General features: G+C 39.5%; 17 protein-coding genes. 4 read left to right on the top strand and 13 right to left on the bottom strand.

Going from position 1 to position 23555, the window contains the following annotated elements; all coding sequences use genetic code 11:
* Positions 1–75: 75 nt before the first annotated feature.
* Positions 76–969: a LysR family transcriptional regulator gene (locus AACV01_RS11815; protein ID WP_161682953.1), complete on the top strand. Its 894-nt coding sequence runs from the start codon at positions 76–78 to the stop codon at positions 967–969.
* Between the two features lie 90 nt (positions 970–1059).
* Here AACV01_RS11815 and ybgE read toward each other — a convergent pair whose 3' ends face one another.
* From ybgE to sdhC, 12 genes are all read right to left on the bottom strand, one after another.
* The gene (ybgE, locus tag AACV01_RS11810) at positions 1060–1344 is read right to left on the bottom strand and encodes a cyd operon protein YbgE (RefSeq protein ID WP_004244426.1); all 285 of its coding nucleotides are present in this window, start codon (positions 1342–1344) and stop codon (positions 1060–1062) included.
* A complete protein-coding gene (gene cydX, locus AACV01_RS11805) occupies positions 1344–1457 on the bottom strand; it encodes a cytochrome bd-I oxidase subunit CydX (protein WP_004244425.1) in 114 nt (37 codons plus the stop codon). The genes ybgE and cydX overlap by 1 nt, the downstream gene beginning before the upstream one ends.
* A 12-nt stretch (positions 1458–1469) precedes the next feature.
* A complete protein-coding gene (gene cydB / locus AACV01_RS11800) occupies positions 1470–2627 on the bottom strand; it encodes a cytochrome d ubiquinol oxidase subunit II (protein WP_004244423.1) in 1158 nt (385 codons plus the stop codon).
* Positions 2628–2641: 14 nt separating this feature from the next.
* Complete coding sequence (cydA, locus tag AACV01_RS11795) at positions 2642–4210, bottom strand: cytochrome ubiquinol oxidase subunit I (protein WP_004244422.1); 1569 nt, start codon at positions 4208–4210, stop codon at positions 2642–2644.
* A gap of 1482 nt (positions 4211–5692) precedes the next feature.
* On the bottom strand, positions 5693–6565 hold the full coding sequence (gene sucD / locus AACV01_RS11790; RefSeq protein ID WP_004244421.1) for a succinate--CoA ligase subunit alpha: 873 nt from the start codon (positions 6563–6565) through the stop codon (positions 5693–5695).
* The gene (gene sucC, locus AACV01_RS11785) at positions 6565–7731 is read right to left on the bottom strand and encodes an ADP-forming succinate--CoA ligase subunit beta (protein WP_004244420.1); all 1167 of its coding nucleotides are present in this window, start codon (positions 7729–7731) and stop codon (positions 6565–6567) included. Before sucC ends, sucD begins: the two co-directional genes overlap by 1 nt.
* 161 nt (positions 7732–7892) lie before the next feature.
* The gene (gene odhB, locus AACV01_RS11780) at positions 7893–9101 is read right to left on the bottom strand and encodes a 2-oxoglutarate dehydrogenase complex dihydrolipoyllysine-residue succinyltransferase (protein WP_004244419.1); all 1209 of its coding nucleotides are present in this window, start codon (positions 9099–9101) and stop codon (positions 7893–7895) included.
* Positions 9102–9114: 13 nt separating this feature from the next.
* The gene (gene sucA, locus AACV01_RS11775; protein WP_004244418.1) at positions 9115–11919 is read right to left on the bottom strand and encodes a 2-oxoglutarate dehydrogenase E1 component; all 2805 of its coding nucleotides are present in this window, start codon (positions 11917–11919) and stop codon (positions 9115–9117) included.
* 284 nt (positions 11920–12203) lie between these two features.
* A complete protein-coding gene (locus AACV01_RS11770; RefSeq protein WP_004244417.1) occupies positions 12204–12920 on the bottom strand; it encodes a succinate dehydrogenase iron-sulfur subunit in 717 nt (238 codons plus the stop codon).
* A gap of 34 nt (positions 12921–12954) precedes the next feature.
* A complete protein-coding gene (sdhA, locus tag AACV01_RS11765) occupies positions 12955–14721 on the bottom strand; it encodes a succinate dehydrogenase flavoprotein subunit (RefSeq protein ID WP_004244416.1) in 1767 nt (588 codons plus the stop codon).
* Positions 14721–15065, bottom strand: coding sequence for a succinate dehydrogenase membrane anchor subunit (gene sdhD / locus AACV01_RS11760; RefSeq protein ID WP_004244415.1), 345 nt, complete (start codon positions 15063–15065; stop codon positions 14721–14723). Before sdhD ends, sdhA begins: the two co-directional genes overlap by 1 nt.
* On the bottom strand, positions 15059–15439 hold the full coding sequence (gene sdhC / locus AACV01_RS11755) for a succinate dehydrogenase cytochrome b556 subunit (RefSeq protein WP_123059542.1): 381 nt from the start codon (positions 15437–15439) through the stop codon (positions 15059–15061). The genes sdhD and sdhC overlap by 7 nt, the downstream gene beginning before the upstream one ends.
* Before the next feature lie 631 nt (positions 15440–16070).
* On the opposite strand from sdhC, the gene AACV01_RS11750 reads away from it, so the two are divergent.
* The gene (locus AACV01_RS11750; RefSeq protein WP_004244410.1) at positions 16071–17354 is read left to right on the top strand and encodes a citrate synthase; all 1284 of its coding nucleotides are present in this window, start codon (positions 16071–16073) and stop codon (positions 17352–17354) included.
* A 69-nt stretch (positions 17355–17423) separates the two neighbouring features.
* On the opposite strand, the gene AACV01_RS11745 is transcribed toward AACV01_RS11750, so the two are convergent.
* Positions 17424–18185, bottom strand: a complete 762-nt coding sequence (locus AACV01_RS11745) for an AraC family transcriptional regulator (RefSeq protein ID WP_004247546.1) — start codon at positions 18183–18185, stop codon at positions 17424–17426.
* Between the two features lie 102 nt (positions 18186–18287).
* On the opposite strand from AACV01_RS11745, the gene AACV01_RS11740 reads away from it, so the two are divergent.
* Complete coding sequence (locus tag AACV01_RS11740) at positions 18288–19418, top strand: multidrug effflux MFS transporter (RefSeq protein ID WP_060554558.1); 1131 nt, start codon at positions 18288–18290, stop codon at positions 19416–19418.
* Positions 19419–19804: 386 nt separating this feature from the next.
* Positions 19805–23533 (top strand): DUF4132 domain-containing protein, encoded by a 3729-nt coding sequence (locus AACV01_RS11735; RefSeq protein ID WP_161682951.1) that lies wholly within the window; start codon positions 19805–19807, stop codon positions 23531–23533.
* Positions 23534–23555: the final 22 nt, after the last annotated feature.

Here is a 23555-nt window from a genome sequence, read left to right as displayed (position 1 = left end):
TATAGGGTACGAAAGATTGACGAATATCGTCTATCTGACAAAATAGAACTTATTGTTTAATCAGAGTAAACAATCATGCAAAATCAAATAGACCGAATTCGTTCTTTTATCGCCGTAGTAGATACAGGCTCTTTTACACAAGCAGCAAAGTATTTACGCTTAAGTAAATCAATGGTGAGTATTCATATTAAAGCATTAGAAACGGAATTAAATGTATCTCTTCTTAATCGGAATACTCGGCGCTTCACATTAACTGAAACGGGAGAAATCCTTTATCAAGATTTTCGTCAAGTTTTAATTCAACTCGAGCAAACATTAGATAAGGCACGGTTAGGACAACAAAACTTACAGGGAACTTTACGATTAACTTCAACGGCTGAATTTGGTGAACATTATATATTGCCACTTTTACATCAATTTATGTGTTTACACCCTCAACTAAAAGTGCAATATATATTCAATTCTTCTATTGATGATCTTATCAATCATAAGTTAGATTTGGCGATACGCCTTGGCGCATTAAAAGACAGTAATTATCGCTATCGCAAATTAGCAGATTACACAATCAAATTAGTGGTATCACCACATTTATTGAAAAAATATCCTATCCAAGAAATTGCAGATTTAGCGGCAGTTCCCTATCTTGCAAACAGCAATTTACGCCATAGCAAACTCAGCCAACAAGATAAAATCAATCAACTATTTTCACAATTGCACTCAATGGCACTTTTCGAAACGAATACTATTAGTGCATTAAAACAGATGGCACTCAAACAAATGGGAATGACTATATTACCAGAGTGGTACATTCAACAAGAAATAACACAGGGTGAACTTGTTAGCCCTATTCCTGAACTTACCTTATTAAATCAATCTATTAATGTCATTTTTCCACATGGTGAACATATGCCAAGAAAAACCCGTCTATTTATTGATTTTTTAAAAGAGAGAATTAATTCTATGCCCTAAAAGGTGAGGGGGAATATTGCATAACCCATATACAAGAAGTGAATGCCTTATTTTACGCCACTTACTAGAGGTTAAAATAAGGCATTTTGATTAGAAGAAGAAATAATATAGCCCTACAACTAAAATAATAATGGCGGGAATGGGATGTAATAGATATTGCGCTACGACATGTTTAGGACGATAGGCTAAGCCAAAAACTGCCCCTGCACATACAGCCCAAATCAGTAATATTCCTTGCCAAATCGCTAATGAGCTTGTATTAGCCGCGAATCGACTCGGATCCCACATAACACAAAATGCCATTGCTAGAGCCATGATTAAAACAAGAGCCCTAATTGGGCCCTTGTTAAGTAGTTGGTAACTTTTATCCAACATTATTCTTCACTTTCTGAAGTTTTTTTCGCTTCAGCGTGCTCATAAGCCAGTCCTGCGATCACCGCAATACTACAAGCGAAGAGTGTGCCGAGAAGCCATGCAAAATACCACATTCTCTATGCTCCTTAGTAAAGAGTATGATTATTGCCTTCGATAAATTTCTTATCGAGGCGACCATGCATTTTCCAGTAACACCAGATAGTGTAGAGGAGAACGATAGGTACAAAGATAATCGCGACTACTGTCATCACTTGTAAAGTGAACAGGCTTGAAGTTGCATCCCAAATTGTCAAGCTTACATCAGGGAATGTGCTTGATGGCATAATGAATGGGAACAGGGTTACACCAAACGTTAGGATAACACAAGCAATAGTCAGTGAAGTGAACAGGAATGCCCAAGCTCCTTTGTTTGCTTTAGTTGCAACAACCGCTAATAAAGGACTTAACAGACCTAATGCCGGTAAGATCCATAAAATAGGATAGTTGTTGTAGTTCGTCATCCAAGCGCCAGCTTCGTGAGAAACTGTTTTCAACAACGGAGAAGAAGGACCCGCAGTATCAACCGCACTAGTGATAATAAAGCCATCAATACCGTAGATTAACCACACGCCTGCTAATGCAAAAGCAATAAAAGTGATTAAAGAGGTAATGTAAGTTGCTTTACGAGTACGCTCATGCAGCTCACCGGTAGTACGCATTTGAAGATAGCTAGCACCCTGTGCCACAATCATCATTAAGCTAATAACACCAGCTAATAAACCATATGGGTTTAATAGGCTTAACAGGTTAATTAGTGCGTTAGTTGTACCATTATAAGATACACGTTGCATGCTATCGACTTCTAATGGAACACCTTGTAACAGGTTACCAAAAGCAACACCGATAACTAATGGTGGAACAAAGCTACCAATAAAGATACCCCAATCCCACATACCACGCCATTTTGGTGATTCTAATTTAGAACGGTAGTCAAAACCTACTGGACGGAAGAATAATGCCGCCAGTACGAAGATCATACCAAAATAGAAACCAGAAAATGCCGCAGCATATACCATAGGCCATGCAGCGAATAATGCACCACCGGCAGTGATTAACCAAACTTGGTTACCATCCCAGTGAGGTGCAACAGAGTTAATTAAAATACGGCGTTCTGTGTCATCTTTTGCAATGACGCGCAATAACACACCAACACCCATATCAAAACCATCGGTGACCGCAAAGCCGATCAGTAAGATACCAATCAGTAGCCACCAAACAAACCGCAATACTTCATAATCAAACATAGTGGACTCCTGTGTTACTTACTTTGTGCAGAAGAAGCTGTCTTCTGTTCAAAGTGATAGCGACCCGTTTTCAGACTACTTGGGCCAAGGCGACCAAATTTGAACATCAGGAACATTTCGGCAACGAGGAACAGAGTATACAGACCGCAGATAAGTCCCATAGAAACGAGAATATCAGCCTGTGTCAGTGAAGAAGTTGCTACAGCCGTAGGCAAGATTTCACCAATCGCCCATGGTTGACGTCCATATTCTGCAACAAACCAGCCCGCTTCAACAGCAATCCATGGTAATGGAATACTAAATAGCGCAGCACGCAGTAACCATTTGTAGTTACCGATACGGTTAGACAGAACAGTCCAGAAGGAGATCGCAACAACCAGTAACATCAAGAAGCCGGCCGCGACCATGATACGGAATGACCAGAAAAGTGGTGCGACGTTAGGAATAGAATCTTTTACAGCTGACTTAATTTGCTCTTCAGTTGCATCAGAAACATTTTCAGTATAACGCTTCAATAATAGACCGTAGCCTAAGTCTTTTTTAGACTCATTAAATGCAGCTCGTACGGCAGGATCAGTGTTACCTGAACGTAGTTCAGTTAACAGGTCATACGCTTTCATACCATTACGAATACGCACTTCATGCTGGCTCATCAGATCATGCAGACCTAATACCGGCGTATCAAAAGAACGTGTTGCTATAATACCCATGACATATGGAATTTGTAGAGCAAACGTGTTTTCCATTTTTTCTTGATTAGGGAATGCAATCAAGTTAAAGGAAGCTGGTGCTGGCTCTGTATGCCACTCACCTTCAATAGCAGCCAATTTGGTTTTTTGTACGTCACCCATTTCATAACCAGATTCATCACCCAGTACGATAACAGATAATACCGCAGCGATACCAAAGGTTGCCGCAACAGCGAAAGAACGTTTTGCAAAACCGATGTCACGACCTTTGAGTAGGTAGTAAGAGCTGATACCTAAAACAAAGAATGCACCAGTACAGTAACCTGCAGCAACGGTGTGAACAAATTTCACCTGAGCAACTGGGTTTAAGACCAGATCAGCAAAACTCAACATTTCCATTCGCATGGTTTCAAAGTTGAAGTCTGCAGCAACAGGGTTTTGCATCCAACCATTTGCGACTAAGATCCACAGCGCAGAGAAGTTAGAACCAAAGGCAACTAACCAAGTTACCATTAAGTGTTGCTTCTTGCCTAAACGATCCCAACCGAAGAAGAATAATCCGACGAAAGTTGATTCTAAGAAGAATGCCATCAGACCTTCGATTGCTAAAGGTGCACCGAAGATATCACCAACGTAATGAGAGAAATATGACCAGTTAGTACCAAATTGGAACTCCATGGTCAAACCAGTTGCGACACCCAGAGCAAAGTTAATACCGAATAACTTACCCCAGAACTTTGTCATATCTTTGTAAACTTGTTTACCTGACAGGACATATATCGTTTCCATGATTGCCAGCATAAACGCCATACCGAGCGTTAATGGGACAAACAGGAAGTGATACATCGCTGTTAAGGCAAACTGTAACCGTGACAGTTCGACAATATCAAACATCTTGACTCCTTGCTCCTAGCAGGAAGACACCGACTTGCGGCAACCCGACTTTAATTAATAAATAAAGCCTCATAACTACCAGCAATAAATGCCTCTAAAAACAACAACGAATATTAAAGACCAAAAACACAATACCTTACAAATAGTACGCCTATATTTACATATAATAAATATATTTTGCGTGACCCAGATTTGAATTCTGAGCTTAGGTCAACAATACGACTTTTAGGTTAGTAACAGCATATTTGATCGTGTGCCAATTTAAGCATATTTAGAAAATTTTTCCACAATTAATAACTTGACCCACATCAAAAAAACACTTTAATGTTAACTAGTTGCGAATAAATTACCCAATGGTTACCGTAATGTTAATTTACTGTTGGTTTTATTTTTAAGTATAATTTACCTCCCATTAATTTCCATAATAAAATTAACTTTTTATTTTCATAAATACATTTAAATAGTCATATTTAGCTGTATTTCATTAATTCTAATATTAAAAACATTTTTTTTCAGGTAAAAAAGAGATATTTAAAAAAAATAATCTATTAATTAATAAGTTGAAAATAAATTTTTAATTTTTTATCTTTTTTAATTTAGTTTTATCGAGCGAACCTAAAATATAAATAAACTCTTATAATGATAATCTTTTTTTAATACAAAGTTTAATTTAGGATAAATAATGTATCTATCCGTTGAATAGAAATAACTCATGCACTCTATAGCAATCATACCTTAAGCCATAAAAATAAATAATATTTACTTACAAAACAAAAAGATACAATTTCCTCATTTTTAAATATGGGTAGCAAAATGGCATAACTGTATTGAAGAATGATTATTTGTAAGCTTTATCTCTAAAGTTTAGCTGATAGTTGATAGTTTAATGTTATTTTAGAAGGTCGGTTTTTTAGCATGGTTACTCTGCTACTCATTAAACTTCTCTTTCGAGCATTATTGTATCTATAATACATTTTTTACTATGAAACCTTCACCATACTGCAATAGGGCAAGATTGTGCCCTTCCAATAATACTAACAAATGATAATAATTGAGGGGGGGTATCTGCTAATAAGGTATCGTTAAACAATATAAATTAACTATAGTAAATCTTATACACATAGTATTAATGAATAAAAATTATACTAAAAGTATCCCTTTTTTTGCCTTCCCCTACTCTTCATATCAGTTAGGCTGAGTAAAACAAATTCCGCATTTTTTAGCAAACCAGGGCTCAGGTATTCTTGTTTAGCGCCATATTTTCGTTATTGCTGTGTTTAAACCACTATTTAACACAAAAAAATAAAATAAAAATATATTTAAAAACAATAAGATGAGATAAAATCAAACAAAAATACACGTGACTACTTGCTGATAGCACCTAAAGGCGCCATAAAATAGAACAATAAAAAATGCCAATCTCCAGTTTGATCAGAGATTGGCATGATATGTAGTTTTAACTAGAGATGATTAACAAAAATGTTACTTATTTAATAGCGATTTAACAGCATCACCGATATCAGCTAAACTACGTACTGTTTTAACGCCAGCGGCTTCTAATGCGGCAAATTTCTCGTCAGCAGTACCTTTACCACCCGCAATAATGGCGCCAGCATGCCCCATACGCTTACCTTTAGGTGCTGTAACACCAGCAATATAGCCTACAACAGGTTTGGTAACGTGATCTTTGATATAAGCAGCTGCTTCTTCTTCTGCTGTACCACCAATTTCACCAATCATAACAATTGCTTCTGTTTGCGGATCTTCTTGGAATAGCTTCAGAATATCAATAAAGTTCGATCCCGGAATTGGGTCACCACCGATACCAACACAGGTTGATTGACCTAAACCAACGTCAGTAGTTTGTTTTACTGCTTCATAAGTTAAGGTACCTGAACGAGAGACAATACCTACTTTGCCAGGTAAGTGAATGTGACCAGGCATAATACCAATTTTGCACTCACCTGGAGTGATAACCCCCGGACAGTTAGGGCCAATCATGCGAACACCAGCTTCATCTAATTTTACTTTTACAGTCAGCATATCCAGCGTAGGAATACCTTCTGTAATTGTAATAATTAGTTTAATACCTGCATCAATAGCTTCTAAAATAGAGTCTTTGCAAAATGGTGCTGGTACATAAATAACCGTCGCCGTCGCCCCCGTTGCTTCCACTGCTTCACGTACAGTATTAAATACTGGTAAGCCTAAATGTGTTGTACCACCTTTACCCGGTGTAACACCACCCACCATTTGAGTACCGTAAGCAATAGCTTGTTCGGAGTGGAAAGTTCCTTGGCTTCCAGTGAAACCTTGGCAAATAACTTTAGTGTTTTTATCGATTAAAATAGACATTATTTTGCCTCCGCTGCTGCAACAACTTGTTTAGCGGCATCCGTTAAGCTCTTAGCAGCAATAATATTTAAACCGCTATCTGCTAATTTTTTAGTGCCTAACTCTGCATTGTTTCCTTCAAGACGAACAACAACTGGTACGTTAACACCGACTTCTTCAACTGCACCAATAATACCGTCTGCAATAAGGTCACAACGTACAATGCCACCGAAAATGTTGACTAATACAGCACTGACATTTTCATCTGACAAAATAATCTTAAATGCTTCTGTAACACGCTCTTTGGTTGCCCCTCCCCCAACATCAAGGAAGTTAGCAGGTTCACCGCCATGCAGTTTAACGATATCCATGGTTCCCATAGCTAAACCAGCGCCATTAACCATACAACCGATATTGCCATCGAGTGCTACATAATTTAATTCCCATTGTGCCGCTTGCGCTTCACGTGGATCTTCTTGTGATGGATCATGCATTTCACGCATTTCCGGTTGACGGAATAACGCATTACTGTCCACACCTAATTTACCATCAAGACAAATCAAATCATCATCTTTGGTGATCACCAATGGGTTGATCTCAATAAGCGCTAAATCACGCTCTAAGAAGATCGTCGCTAATCCCATAAATATTTTAGCAAATTGACTAACTTGTTTGCCTTTTAAACCGAGTTTGAAGGCTAATTCTCGTCCCTGATAAGGCATAGGTCCTGTCAGCGGATCAATAATGGCACGATGAATAAGCTCTGGCGTTTCTTCCGCCACTTTTTCAATTTCAACGCCACCTTCAGTGGAAGCCATAAAGACAACACGACGGGTACCACGGTCAACAACAGCACCAAGATAAAGTTCTTTAGCAATATCTGTTGCCGCTTCAACCAAGATTTGCGTTACTGGTTGGCCATTAGCATCTGTTTGATAAGTTACTAAACGTTTGCCTAACCATTGTTCAGCAAATGCGCGGATCTCTTCTTTTGAGTTGACGACTTTTACGCCACCCGCTTTACCACGTCCACCCGCGTGAACTTGACATTTAACAACCCAAGGGCCTTGGCCAATTTTTGATGCAGCTTCTTCTGCCTCGCGCGGCGTGGAGCAGGCGAAACCAGCAGGTGCTGGTAATCCATACCGTGAGAAAAGCTGTTTTGCCTGATACTCGTGTAAATTCATGATGTTCTATCCATAATCTTGTTGAAAGTCGGACTTTCTTATTTTTTTGACTATAAGCCAGAAAAATCTGGCTTCACGAACACACTGTACTTCTTTGATGCTTGTGTATGTTGCTGTAGAGGCAGGAGGAGCATCTCCTGCCTAAAAGCGATATTTATTACCTACACATCCAGTAATAAACGGGCAGGATCTTCTAGCATTTCTTTAACGGTCACTAAGAAACCGACAGACTCACGGCCATCAATTAAACGATGGTCATAAGAAAGTGCTAGATACATCATAGGTAGAATAACAACCTGACCATCAACTGCCATTGGGCGATCTTTAATCGCATGCATACCCAAAATAGCACTTTGTGGTGGGTTGATAATCGGTGTTGACATTAATGAGCCAAAAACACCACCGTTAGTAATAGTAAAATTACCGCCTGTTAAATCTTCAACGGTTAATTTACCATCACGACCTTTCACTGCTAATGCTTTGATATTTTTCTCAATATCCGCCATGCTCATCGCATCTGCATCACGTAATACCGGTGTTACCAGACCACGCGGTGTTGATACGGCAATACTGATATCAAAATAGTTGTGGTAAACCACATCAGTACCATCAATAGACGCATTGACTTCTGGATAACGTTTTAACGCTTCAACTACCGCTTTAATGTAGAAAGACATAAAGCCTAAACGTACACCGTGGCGTTTTTCGAATGCTTCACCATATTGCGCACGTAAATTTTTAATAGGCTGCATGTTGATTTCGTTAAACGTTGTCAACATGGCGGTAGTATTTTTCGCTTCTAATAAACGCTCTGCAACACGTTTGCGTAAACGTGTCATTGGTACACGTTTCTCACTACGATGCGATAATGGAGCTTGAGAAACTTCAGCGGTGGCCGCTGTTGCTGATTTATTATTAGCAACATGGCTTTCAATATCTTGACGAGTTAAGCGTCCACCAACACCACTGCCTTTTACATCTGCTGGATTAATATCGTGTTCAGCGACTAAACGACGTGCTGTCGGGCTAAGAGCATCATTGCTTTCTTTCGCAACAATATCTGCACTTTGACGTTGCGCAGGCGTCGTATCTTGTGCAGGTTTCACATCCGCAGGAATACCAGTGCTATCACCAAGACGAATACGTCCTAATAATTGACGTGAACCTACCGTAGCGCCTTCTTCTTCAAGAATGCTATCCAGCACCCCAGCTTCACTCGCCGGTACTTCTAACACAACTTTATCTGTTTCAATTTCAACCAGCACTTCATCGCGTTGAATGCTATCACCAGGTTTTTTATGCCAAGTTGCGACTGTCGCGTCAGCAACTGATTCAGGGAGATCCGGTACTAGAATATCTACACTACTCATTTTCTATCCTTATTTATTCAACTTTCAGTGCATCTTCAACCAGAGCTTTTTGTTGCTCCTGATGAACAGAGGTATAACCAACAGCTGGAGAAGCTGATGCAGGACGACCTGCATAACGTAATGTTGCGCCAGTAGGAATAGCATCACGGAAGTTATGCTGACTACAATACCAAGCGCCCTGATTTAGCGGTTCTTCTTGACACCAAATAAAATCTTTCACATGAGCATAAGGTGCCAAAATCTGTGCCATATCATCATGAGGGAATGGATATAGCTGTTCAATACGAATAATCGCAACATCTGTTTGCCCATTAGCACGACGTTGTTCTAATAAATCGTAGTAAACTTTCCCTGAACACATCACGACACGTTTCACATCCGCTGGATTTAATTCATCTAACTCACCAATTACAGGTAAGAATTTACCATCCGCTAATTCATCTAAGCTCGATACCGCTAATGGATGACGTAACAGTGATTTAGGTGACATAACGATTAATGGGCGACGCATGCCACGTAACGCTTGGCGACGTAACATATGGTAAACCTGCGCTGGTGTGGAGGGCACACAAACTTGCATGTTTTGCTCTGCACATAATTGCAGATAGCGTTCCAAACGTGCAGATGAGTGCTCTGGACCTTGACCTTCATAACCATGAGGTAACAGCATGACTAAGCCACACATACGACCCCATTTTTGCTCACCAGAGCTAATAAATTGGTCGATAACCACTTGTGCTACGTTAGCAAAGTCACCAAATTGCGCTTCCCAAATAGTCAGCCCGCGAGGCTCAGTAGTGGCATAACCATATTCAAATGCTAATACCGCTTCTTCTGTTAAGACAGAATCCCAAACATTAAATTGACCTTGGGCGTTATGAATATTGGCTAATGGTACATAAACTGAACCATTGGTTTGATTGTGAATAACCGCGTGACGATGGAAGAATGTGCCACGGCCTGCATCTTCACCAGAGAGGCGAATAGTAATACCTTGATCCACTAAAGTGGCATACGCTAAGGTTTCAGCCGCCCCCCAATCGAGTAATTTTTCGCCTTCAGCCATAACAGCACGATCGGCATAAATTTTCTCGACGCGAGATTGCATTGCGATTTCAGAAGGTACTGTGCTAACTCGGCGCGCTAAATCTTGTAAGCGTGATTTTTCGACTTTATGCGGATACTCTTCATTCCATTCATGGTTTAAGTAAGGTTCCCATGTATAAGAATGTAGCCCCATAGGACGATACTCTTCAACGACACAATCACCACGATCGAGAGCATCACGATAGAGATTCACTAACTCAGTAACATCATTAGCTTCGATTAAACCTTGCTCTACTAACTTATCAGCATAGATCTTACGAGGTGTTGGATGTTTTTTGATTTTTTGATACATCAATGGCTGAGTTGCATTTGGCTCATCCGCCTCGTTATGTCCATGACGACGATAACAAACAAGGTCAATCATCACATCACGCTTAAAGGTATTACGGAAATCCAACGCTAAACGGGTGACGAAAGCTACCGCTTCAGGATCATCTGCATTTACATGGAAAATAGGTGCTTGAACCATTTTCACAATATCAGTGCAGTATTCTGTTGAACGGGCATCTTTAGGATTTGATGTGGTAAAACCAACTTGGTTATTAATAACAATACGAACCGTACCACCAACTTCATAACCGCGAGCTTGTGACATGTTCAGTGTTTCTTGAACAACACCTTGCCCTGTCACTGCTGCGTCACCATGAATGGTGATCGGAAGAACCATATTACTGCGCGCTTCATCTAAGCGGTCACGACGAGCACGGACAGAACCGATAACAACCGGACTCACAATTTCTAAGTGAGATGGGTTAAAGGCTAAAGCAAGGTGAACTTGAGCACCTTCTGTTGCAAAATCAGATGAAAAGCCTTGGTGATATTTAACGTCACCAGTTCCCAAATGCTCTTTGTGTATACCCGCAAATTCATCAAATAAATCTGCCGGTTTTTTCCCTAAAATATTAACCAGAACGTTTAAACGCCCGCGGTGAGCCATGCCAAGTACCACTTCACGGGTATCTTGTTTCCCTGCATGACGAATTAAGTCTTTTAACATTGGGATCAGAGCATCCCCACCTTCTAAAGAGAAACGTTTTGCTCCTGGGAATTTAGCCCCTAAGTAACGTTCTAACCCTTCAGCTGCAGTCAGTTCTGCTAAAAAGCGAATTTTTTCTTCTTTAGTAAATTGGTCTGCAACATTGACAGATTCTAAACGTTGTTGGATCCAACGTTTTTCTTCTGTATTGGTAATATGCATATATTCAGCACCGATAGAACCGCAGTAAATACGTTTCAGTGCTTCATAGATATCACCGAGTTTCATGGTTTCTTTGCCGATAGCAAAAGAACCAACATTAAAGGTTTCTTCAAAATCTTCTTTGGTGAGATTATGGAAAGCAGGATCTAAATCTGGAACAGATTCTCTTTTCCATAAACCAAGCGGATCGAGATTAGCATTTTGGTGACCACGAAAACGAAACGCATTAATGAGCTGCAAAACTTTAACTTGTTTTGAGTCCATTGCAGGATCGCTTACCGAGGTATGATATCGAGTGGATTCTTTTGCGAGGCGTCTGAAGTAGTCGCGGGTTTGAGAATGCGACTGTTCTGCGCCTTGACTTACGGGTAGTTGTTGAAAGATTTCTCTCCAACTTTCGTCAACAGAGTTTGGGTCAGTTAGGTAATCTTCATAGATTTCTTCTATGTAAGACTGATTCTCTCCTGCTAGAAATGTGGAATCTAGCCAGTCCTTCATTGCGCCGTTCTGCATTATGATCCCTTAAGCTATACAGCTTTAGTTCGCCGTGGATAACTAGTACCGTTATTAAACGGTGTCGATTGCAAGGTTCTCTTATGACCCGCTATCTCGCAGGTTCTTAAAATATTGGAGTTTTTCACTCTCAAGGAACCTTTAAAAACTGTCTAACAGTGTTTAAAGGTGCCTCCAAAAACCGCTATCAAGACAAACTTATACAAATACACAGACTACTTATTGCAAACGTCTAACTTAATTTTTTCATTAACCGCCCTAACTATTTTAGGGCGGTTATTAATTTATGCACTATGTTTTAGCAACATTGATTTAATATGACCAATTGCTTTAGTCGGATTTAACCCTTTTGGACATACGCTGACACAGTTCATAATACCGTGACAACGGAATACACTAAACGCATCACTTAAATCATCAAGACGAGATTCTGTTTCAGTATCACGACTATCAATCAAGAAACGATACGCTGCTAACAGTCCAGCAGGTCCGATAAACTTATCTGGATTCCACCAGAATGACGGGCAAGATGTTGAACAACAAGCACAAAGAATACACTCATAAAGTCCGTCAAGTTTTTCACGTTGTTCTGGTGACTGTAGATTCTCACGAGCCGGAGGATTTTTGTCGTCGTTAATCACATATGGACGGATCTTCTCGTACTGCGTATAGAATTGAGTCATATCCACTATTAAATCACGAATAACCGGTAGACCTGGTAACGGTCTGATCACAATTTTCTTACTTCCTTTCTGTAAAGATGAAATAGGTGTGATACATGCCAAACCATTTTTACCATTCATGTTCACTCCATCGGAGCCACATACACCTTCACGGCAAGAACGACGGAATGATAATGTAGGATCTTTTTCCTTTAATTGAATTAATGCATCTAGCAACATCATGTCACGCCCTTCGGGTACTTCAAGCGTGTAATCTTGCATACGCGGCGCATTATCAACGTCGGGATTATAACGATAAATTGAAAATTCAAGTTTCATAATTCAGTCTCCGCAACTTCAATAACACCGCTAATTAATATGTACGCACTTTTGGAGGGAAAGCCTCACGCAGTTTCGGCTGCATATTGACTTTACGTCGTGTCATTGTTTCGGTTTGCGGTTGATATAATGTATGGCATAACCAGTTTTCATCATCACGATCAGGGAAATCGAAACGGCTATGTGCACCACGACTTTCCGTACGGAAATTAGCAGATACCGCTGTGGCATAAGCTGTTTCCATCAAGTTATCTAACTCTAAGCATTCAATACGCTGTGTATTAAATTCACTTGAATTATCATCGAGTCGGGCATTTTGCAGGCGTTCACGGATCACTTTCAGCTCTTCTAAGCCCTTCGCCATTGCATCCCCTTCACGGAAGACCGAGAAGTTATGTTGCATACAAGATTGTAATGCTTTACGGATCTCAACCGGATCTTCGCCTGAACGATTATTTTCCCAACGATGTAAGCGTGTTAATGCAGCTTCAACATCAGAATCGCTGGCATCACGCATCGTGCCCTGCTCCATCAAAGACTCTTTTAAGTGAACACCCGCAGAACGACCAAATACCACAAGGTCAAGCAGTGAGTTACCACCTAATCGGTTAGCACCATGGACAGATACACAAGCAATTTCACCCACAGCAAATAATCCTGGGATCACTTCATCTTCGCCTTTTTCATTCATGCGAATAGCTTGTCCGGTAACTTTAGTTGGGATCCCCCCCATCATATAGTGACAAGTAGGAATAACCGGAATAGGTTCTTTAACTGGGTCAACATGAGCAAAGGTACGAGAGAGATCAAGGATACCCGGTAGACGAGATTCCAGAACTTCTTTACCTAAGTGGTCGAGTTTCAGTTTGGCATGAGGTCCCCATGGTCCATCGCAACCACGGCCTTCACGGATTTCAATCATAATAGAACGTGCAACTACGTCACGACCTGCTAAGTCTTTAGCATTTGGTGCATAACGTTCCATAAAGCGTTCACCGTCTTTATTCAGTAAATAGCCACCTTCACCACGGCAACCTTCCGTCACTAACACCCCAGCCCCTGCGATACCTGTTGGGTGGAATTGCCACATTTCCATATCTTGTAAAGGCACACCCGCACGAACTGCCATACCAACACCATCACCCGTATTGATATGCGCATTAGTTGTTGATTGGTAAATACGCCCCGCACCACCTGTCGCTAAAATGGTGGCATTGGCTTTAAAATAAACAACTTCACCTGTTTCAATGCAAATAGCGGTACAACCAACAACATCACCGTCTTGGTTTTTAACTAAATCCAGCGAATACCATTCAGAAAAGATAGTGGTATGATTTTTTAAATTTTGTTGATACAAAGTATGTAATAGTGCATGGCCTGTACGGTCAGCAGCGGCAGCAGTACGGGCAGCTTGTTCACCACCAAAATTTTTCGACTGACCACCAAATGGGCGTTGGTATATCCGTCCATCATCAAGACGAGAGAAAGGAAGTCCCATATGTTCCAGCTCTAAAATAGCTTCTGGACCGGTTTTACACATATATTCGATAGCATCTTGGTCACCGATATAGTCGGAACCTTTAACAGTATCGTACATATGCCATTCCCAGTTATCCTCATGGGTATTGCCTAAAGCAACTGTAATACCACCTTGAGCGGAAACAGTATGAGAACGAGTAGGAAAAACTTTTGAGATTAGTGCACATGACAGACCCATTTGAGAAATCTGTAAAGCGGCGCGCATACCTGCACCACCAGCACCAATTACAACTGCGTCAAATTCTCTAACTGGCAGATTCATTACACACCCCACACCACAATTGTTCCATAAATAAGATAAACCAACAGCGCAACGACAATAATAAGTTGTAACGTCAAACGTAATGCTATTGGCTTAATATAGTCCGTTAACACTTGCCACATACCAATCCATGCATGAATTAGAATAGAAAGTAGCGTTAATAGGGTAAAAACTTTGGTTAGAGAGGAGCTAAAGAATCCACGCCAAACTTCATAGGTAATATCAGTTGTTGCAACAAAACCAACAAAATATAAAACATATAAGAAAATAATGATGGCAGTTGCACGTAGGAATAACCAATCCTGTATGCCTGTACGGCCTAAAGTAGAAGAATTACTTACCATACTAATACCCCCGCCAATATTGATAAAATAACGGTAATAATCATTGAAATTGCCGCAGAACGACGACCAACAACCAATGTTTCATCAATAAAGCCGAAGTCCATTAACATATGACGAATACCACCACAAATGTGGTATGCCAATGCTGTTAGGATGCCCCATAAAATAAACTTCGCGAAGAAGCCAGTCATGATATCAGCGGCTTGCTGAAAACCTTCGGGAGATGAGAGAGAGGTGCCAAGTAACCACAGTAAAATACCAACTGCGACTAACATGATAACCCCTGAGACACGATGCAAGATCGATGCGATAGCAGGGAGTGGAAACTGTATCGTCTGTAAATCCAGATTGACAGGTCTTTGTTTTTTCACAATTTATGCCCACACAGCTTTTATAATTTTTCCTTCCTCCGGACCTGGATGGAAATTAAGCAGCGAATGGGGTACAAAGGCACACTTTAAGTAAAATGTTAAATCCGTCTATTTTACAAAAATTGTGGATTCGTTACGCTGGTTCTCCATACAACAAAGGTTCCGGAGACCTGGGCGCAGTATAAGTGCTTCACAAACTTATTACAATTACCACACAACTTGTGTGCTAGACATTTGGTTCGAACAGTGAGAGGGATCACTTTTTCAAACATCCAATGTAATAATCGTTATCATTTTTGACACATGTACAACATTTTTCTTACATTTAGTGCATATTTTTAATGTTTATGTTTTTTTTGTGCGCAAACACGCTTCCAGAAATCGAAAACTTATGTAAAAGTGTAAGCAGAACACATTCTAAGTGCCTTGCATAAAAAAGCACCTAAAAAACATAACATCAAAAGCTCCTTAACAAAAGTGACACACTATAGACCTACGGTTTTACTCGTGTTAAGCCATAAAATAAAACTCGCTAGGTACTTTTTATCAACTATAGTTTCACTATCGAAGTGCATCTTTATGAAGATACCCTCGACTTTGTTAGGAGACATAATAAGCGCTAAGGAGATTATAAATGGCTGATAACAAAGCTAAGTTAACGATTGGTGAAACTTCTGTGGACTTGGACGTTCTCTCCCCTACACTCGGTTCCAAAGTCATTGATATTCGTACTCTCGGCTCCAAAGGTTATTACACCTATGATCCAGGCTTTACCTCAACGGCATCTTGTGAATCGAAAATTACCTATATCGACGGTAATAACGGTATTTTACTGCACCGCGGTTTCCCAATTGGGCAATTGGCTACTGAGTCAACCTACTTAGAAGTATGTTATATTCTGCTTTATGGCGAAGCACCGACCCAAGAGCAATACGATAAATTTAAAACAACCGTCACTCGCCATACCATGATCCATGAGCAAATCACCCGCCTGTTCCATGGTTTCCGTCGTGACTCACACCCGATGGCTGTACTTTGTGGTGTGACAGGAGCTTTAGCTGCCTTTTACCATGATGCGCTTGATGTCTCTAATCCAGTTCACCGTGATATCACAGCATATCGTTTACTGTCTAAGATGCCTACTGTAGCCGCAATGTGTTACAAGTACTCCATAGGACAACCTTTTGTTTATCCAAGAAACGATCTGTCTTATGCAGGTAACTTCCTACATATGATGTTTGCCACACCTTGTGAAGAGTACGTGGTTAACCCAGTTCTTGAACGTGCGATGGATAGGATCTTTATTCTTCATGCCGACCATGAACAAAATGCTTCAACATCTACTGTACGTACTGCAGGCTCTTCAGGTGCAAATCCATTTGCCTGTATTGCTGCGGGTATTGCTTCACTATGGGGACCTGCTCATGGTGGTGCTAACGAAGCTTGTTTACGTATGTTGGAAGAGATCAAAACCGTTGAACATATTCCTGAATTTATTAAACGCGCAAAAGACAAGAATGACTCTTTCCGTTTAATGGGCTTTGGTCACCGTGTATATAAAAACTACGATCCGCGTGCAACAGTCATGCGCGAAACTTGTCACGAAGTATTAAAAGAACTGAATCTCAATGACAGTTTACTTGAAGTGGCAATGGAATTAGAACGCATCGCCTTAAATGACCCGTATTTTATTGAGAAAAAACTCTATCCTAACGTCGATTTCTACTCAGGTATTATTCTAAAAGCGCTAGGTATTCCATCAAATATGTTTACGGTCATTTTCGCTATTGCACGTACTATCGGTTGGATTGCTCACTGGAATGAAATGCATGAAGATGGACTGAAAATTGCACGTCCTCGTCAGTTATATACTGGTTATAACGAGCGTAAATTCCATAGCGAACTTAAAAATAAATAAATCGATTTAAACACGATTTATTGACTGGCTAAGCCCCGTTTTTGCGGGGCTTAATGCTATTAGTATGGATCAATTTCTTAAATACTCTTGTGGTGTTTGCCCGGTCATTTTTTTAAAAAAAGTGATAAAGGCACTATCGCTGGCAAACCCTAATAATTGACTAATTTCTAAATAACGATGATGTGTGGCTAATAGCTCTATCGCTTTCATTAATCGCCATTGCTGACGCCATTGTTGATAGCTTAATCCTGTTTCTTTATAAAATAATCGAGTAATGGTTTTTTCACTAGCGCCAATATATTGCGCTAATTCTTGTAGTGGCGGAGGTAATTCATCGAAAGATAATTTTCTTAACCGTCTATCATTGGGCATTGATAAATGATTAGGTTGACGTTTAGCTTGCTGAATTTCATCTAAAAAAACAGCTAATAAATTTGCATAACGCCCTACTTCCCACTGGGTGTCAAAATCAGCAATAGCAATACGCTCTAATATCTCTCTAAGTAAAGGTGAAATAGTCAGTATTTCGCTTTCAGTTGGGAAACGATGATGAAATTTATCAGCAATATAAACTGAACGATAACCTACAGCCGCATACATCTCGACTCGATGTTCCAGTTTTGGCGGGATCCAAGCAATTCTCATGGGTGGCAAAACAGATACACGAGAGGCTAAAGTAATTCTCATACAACCCGATTGAGTAAACAGTAACTGCCCCCTATCATGTGAGTGAAAACCTGAATCATGTTTTCCCATCTCTGCGGCAATACCCACAACTGATGCAAGGTGTTCTTCTGGCACAAAGTGGTCGTATTGATTAAGCCAAGCCATCACTTGTCCTATTTGGTAAATATTATGTCTTTATATATATAACAAGACAATTATTATCACTGTATTCTGTCATCAAAGTATCAAGCTTTAGGAAAACAAAGAATGAACAGAAAACTCTCTCTATGGTTAGCAATTGCGTTAATGATGTTTCCACAAATTGCAGAAACCATTTATAGCCCAGCACTTACTGATATTTCAAATGGTTTTAGAGTCAGTGCCAATGAAGCAGGGCAAACACTTTCGCTCTACTTTTTTGCTTTTGCACTCGGTGTCATTATATGGGGTCGTTTATGTGATGTCATTGGCCGGCGCCCAACAATGTTAGCAGGGTTATTTATTTATGCCATTGCTTGTATTGGTGTCTTTATGACCGATAATTTTTCTGTATTACTGATATTACGTATGCTTTCTGCTTTTGGTGCCGCAGTTGGCTCTGTAGGAACACAAACTATTATGCGTGATGTTTATAGTGGTGAAGAATTAGCCAAAGTATTTTCCGTTATGGGAGCGGCAATCGCATTAAGTCCGGCTATTGGTATGTTAAGTGGTTCTTTACTGGTGAGCTATGCAGGTTATCAAGGGGTATTTAGTGGTCTTGCTCTTCTCGCCATCGTTTTATTGCTGTGGAGTACTATTGCATTACCAGAAAGTCGCCCTGCAACAATAAAAACCGCACCACTAGCGGAAACAGCGATAAAAATGCTGAAAGATAAACAAATTGCCAAGACTATACTTTTAATTGCTTTTTTTAATATCAGTCTATTTGCTTATTACCAACTAGCACCTTTTATGTTTGATAATCAAGGTTATAGTGCAAGTACTTTTGGCTATAGTGGTATTGTATTAGCAATAGGTGTCGGTATTGGTTCTTACATTAATAAAGCATTATTAAGCCATCATTGGCAATGTGAGAAATTAGTATTACTTGCAAGTATTATTGCAGTAATTAGTGCTGTAAGTGTTTATTTATTGCGCAATCACATTAGTTTTATTATTCCAATGATGACAAGTGTCGTTGCCTATGGCATTGCTATTCCAAATATCTTAGCGACGGCTTTAGCGCAATATAAAGATCGCTTAGGCACAGCGGGTGCACTATTAGGTTTATTCTACTATTTACTTATTGGTGGTGGTTTAGCACTGGCTGGATGGGGACAAAGTTTAGCGATTACCTTGCTGATTTGTAGTATAGGTGCTTTGTTACTCTCTTTCTCTCGCCAAACAGCAAAATAATATATTTAAAAGAGCTTGTTATATTTATAAGAAGCTCTTTTTATTTTGTAACATTTCGAAAAAATCAAGAATAGAAAGATTAACTTGTCTACAGGACTAAGTGTTAATACTTAGCAAATTAAACAGACAATTCTTAATCTTTTTAAAATCCACAAAAAACGCCTTTATTATCACTTCTTAACTTTTAGTACTTTTTCCTGAGATTGCATTTTATATAATGATGAATTGAATATTAATAAAGTTAGATTGGCTTTTTTAGTGTTTATATCCATATATTTAACAAATGTTATGCCTTGACTTTATTTTCGCCAGTAATAATAAATTGTTCGTTTTACTGTTTCATGGTAAAAAAAACTGTTTATCCATACATGGCTTAAGGAACTGGCGTGATAAAAAAAATATTAGATATTCTCCCTATTTTTGGGAAAAAAGACGTCGATATTACTGAACAATATCTTCAAGGCTCTCTTGTCCTACTGGCTATATTTGATGAAAGTTTACCTAAGCGTGCATTAGATTATGTACTTACAGGTACAAACCCTGAAATTCTATTTGAATTAAATAAACTAGATGCAGCGAAAGCCGCCGTTTATTTTCATCGTGCAGGAACATTAGAGTGGTGGTATGCCAGTAATGTTGATACAGGAAAGTACGGTAAGGTTATCACCCAAGGCCTTAATGCCCGCCATAAACTCTACTCAAAGGTTGGTGAAAGTTTTTCCTTAGAGCAAGTGGCCCGTTATGCCAAAGTCATCGCTGCCGCATGTCAAGATATCAATATTAAAGTAACAACAACGCAAGTCCCCACTTGGGTTATCTACCTGTTAGTTGATGCGTTTTATACCACTTACGATAATGCACGTAATCTTAATTTAGAACATCGTAAACATTGGAGTATGGAGTTTATCGCCAATATGGTCGAAGCAGAGGCCAATATTGCCGGTGAAAATGCGTTATTTGCAATTTTTGATAGAAAAGATGTCTCTGAATATTATGCCGCTAATCTTAAGCGTATTTATGAACTGTGTGATTTAAAAGACTATCTACTTTCACATCAAGAATTTGTTAGAAAAGAATTAGTTGAAAAACTTTCAGCGAATGGCTTAGTCGAGCTAATAAATTATCTAAATAAAAATACGATATTACGCGATACTTTTGCAGATATTATTGTTTTACTTGCCACTAGCAGTTTAAGAACCGTCAAAAAAACGGCTGAACCTATTTTAAATACCTTACCTGCTGAAATCGTAAAAGAAAATTTAACCCATGTTTTAATGAATGGTACTCCCAAACAACGTACACAAGCCGCTGATTTATTTGCGCGCCAAGGTGAAAACCGTGATGTGCTGGCAGAAGCATTAAAACATGAAACCTCAAAAGCAGTTATCAAGAGCATTGAAAGTGCGCTACAACGTTTTTGTGTTGCTGATAATGCAAATACCGTTGAAGCCATTAAAGCGCCTGATTTTACTCCCTTAGAAGACACACCATTACCCGATAGTGCCCGCGATATTCTGGTCAATAACTTCAATGAAATGTTAGTAAAAGCAAAAGAAAATGCTGAACGTGAAATTGAAGAAAATAAAACGTCTAAACACTCTTATAATTGGGCACAACGCCATTATAAAGATCTCTCTAAAATTGATGAAAAACAGTGTCGCGCATTAGTGGATAAACTCAATAGCGGACAAGGCACTATTCAAGTCAATGAGATCCAAATAATTAAACACAAAAACCGTATTCCTAATTTACCTGAATACACCTTTTTCCATGCCGTGCGCGTGATCACCAATAACCGCCAACATGCGGATCACTTTTCCTCTCACTATTTTAATAGTGATATTCCTGAACGTTTATTGAGTGATATTGAATTACGACACGTTGAAAATGTATTAGAACGATGTCATTTCAAACGTGCAACGCGTATCACAGCGGCGCTGTGCTTAGAATCTTATCAAGATGGCTTACGTCGTTTCCGTAAACCAGAACAAGTTTGGCCTTTCTTCTCTCAACATACTGATTATATTGCAGAAGCGCTAAACTTAATGCCAAATCAAAGTGAACACCGCTATCGCCAATTTGAAACTTCACAAGGTATTGAAGTATTAAGCCGTTTTCCAACCATTCCAGCACAATTCGTTCCGCGTATCATGGAATTGGCTCTAGGTGAAAATAAAACACACCGAGTTTCAGCTCAGAAATTATTAGAAACCTTACCGAATATTCACTTAAGTGCACAAGAAGGCTTAACTTCAAGTAAACAAGAAATTCGAGTCACCGCGATTGAATGGTTAGCACGTTTAAATAACCCTGACTCATTACCTGCCCTTAATGCCTTACTGAAAAAAGAGAAACGCGAAGTAGTACGAGCCGCTCTGCTCACTGCGTTAGAACAATTAGGTGAGGATATTTCAAGCTATTTATCGCCAAAGACATTATTAGCAGAAGCTGAAAAAGGTCTCAAAGCCAAACCACCCGCAAGCCTTGCTTGGTTTAACTTCGAGGCGATCCCTGCATTAACATGGGAAAACAAAAAAGCGGTTGATCCCGCGATTATTCGTTGGTGGATTATTCTCGCCGTCAAATTAAAAATGCCAGGGGGTAATGCGTTATTACAACGTTATATCAGCCTACTTTGCGTTGATAGCCAACATAAACTTTCAAGCTTTATCCTGCACACTTTTGTCGCTCAAGATATTAAAGGACCAACACTTGAAGAAGCGATGGCTGAAGCGCAACAAAATGCCCCTTCTCGATTAACACAATACAAAGATTGGGCCAAACGTTATCCTGAATATTATGCTAAATATGAAACCTATACTTTAGAGCAAGTCGTCGAAGAAATTAAAAACGAGGTATTACGTCGTTATTTAGGTTCGGCAATCAGCGATAAAGGAATGCTCGCGCTTATTTGTGGAATTGAGGGGCATATTGCAGTATCAGTATTACGTAACTATATGCGTGATCACTATCAGCGTCGTGCGCAAATCGAAGCGATGATTGATGCGGTAGCTTCAAGTAATGATCCTATTATCATTCAACTTCTGCTTTCATTATCACGTCGTTATCGCACAGCATCTGTGCAGGAAAAAGCGCGTAATTTAGTTACGCAAATAGCTGAACGCAATGGTTGGAGTGCTGATGAATTAGCCGATAGAACCATTCCAACCGCCGGCTTTGATGATTCAGGAACATTAGTACTGGAATATGGTGAGCGTACTTTCACCGCCAAAATGGATGCAAAACAAAAAATTGTCCTGTTTAATCCTGAAGGTAAGGAAGTTAAGTCATTACCTGCAGCACGCAAAAATGACGATCCAGAGCTGATTAAAGAAGCGAAAAAACTTTTCACTTCAAGTAAAAAAGAACTTAAACAAGTTATTGAATTACAAAGTGTGCGTTTATATGAAGCGATGTGCGCGCAACGCCAATGGCTAAGCGCTGATTGGCAAGAGTATATTTTAGCTCACCCTATTATGCATAAATTGATTGAACAATTAGTTTGGCAAGAAGTAAAAGAGGGTGAAGTTATCAATACCTTCCGCCCTTCTGATGATGGTGCTTTACTTAACCTTGAAGATGACGAAGTCACCTTACAAAATGATTCTTTGATTCAATTAGCTCACGCCGCCCTAGTTAATGAAGATGAGCGTAAAGCATGGATTGCACACTTCAAAGATTACAAAGTGAAATTCTTATTTTCACAAATGGAACATAAGATCCCTGATTTAGATCTGACACAAACAGAAGTTGAAGACCGAAAAGGTTGGATCACATACACCTTCACCTTACGGGGTATTTTAACCAAAATGGGCTATCAGCGAGGCCCTGCTGAAGATGGAGGCTCGTTCTCTCACTATTACAAATTCTTCTCTAGCTTAAACTACTACGTCAATATCGGTTTTAGTGGTAGCTATGTACCAGAAGAAAATATTCCAGCGGTTTTATTCGATTTAAGTTTTGAGAAGGATCAGCAAAATTACTGGGATCGCAATAATATTGAGTTAAAGCAAGTACCACCGATTTTATTAGCAGAAAGCTACGCGGATTATCTAAAAGTCGCTGAAGCTTGTGCAGGATTTGATCCTGAATGGGAAAAGAAAACACCTTGGTAAAATTTAGGGATAATTAGGAAAG

This window comes from Proteus sp. G2609, assembly GCF_963896135.1.
In the GTDB taxonomy this organism is placed as follows: Bacteria; Pseudomonadota; Gammaproteobacteria; order Enterobacterales; family Enterobacteriaceae; genus Proteus; species Proteus mirabilis.
The sequence above is the reverse complement of the archived record's forward strand: the minus strand, read 5'-3'. Positions and strand labels throughout refer to the sequence as shown.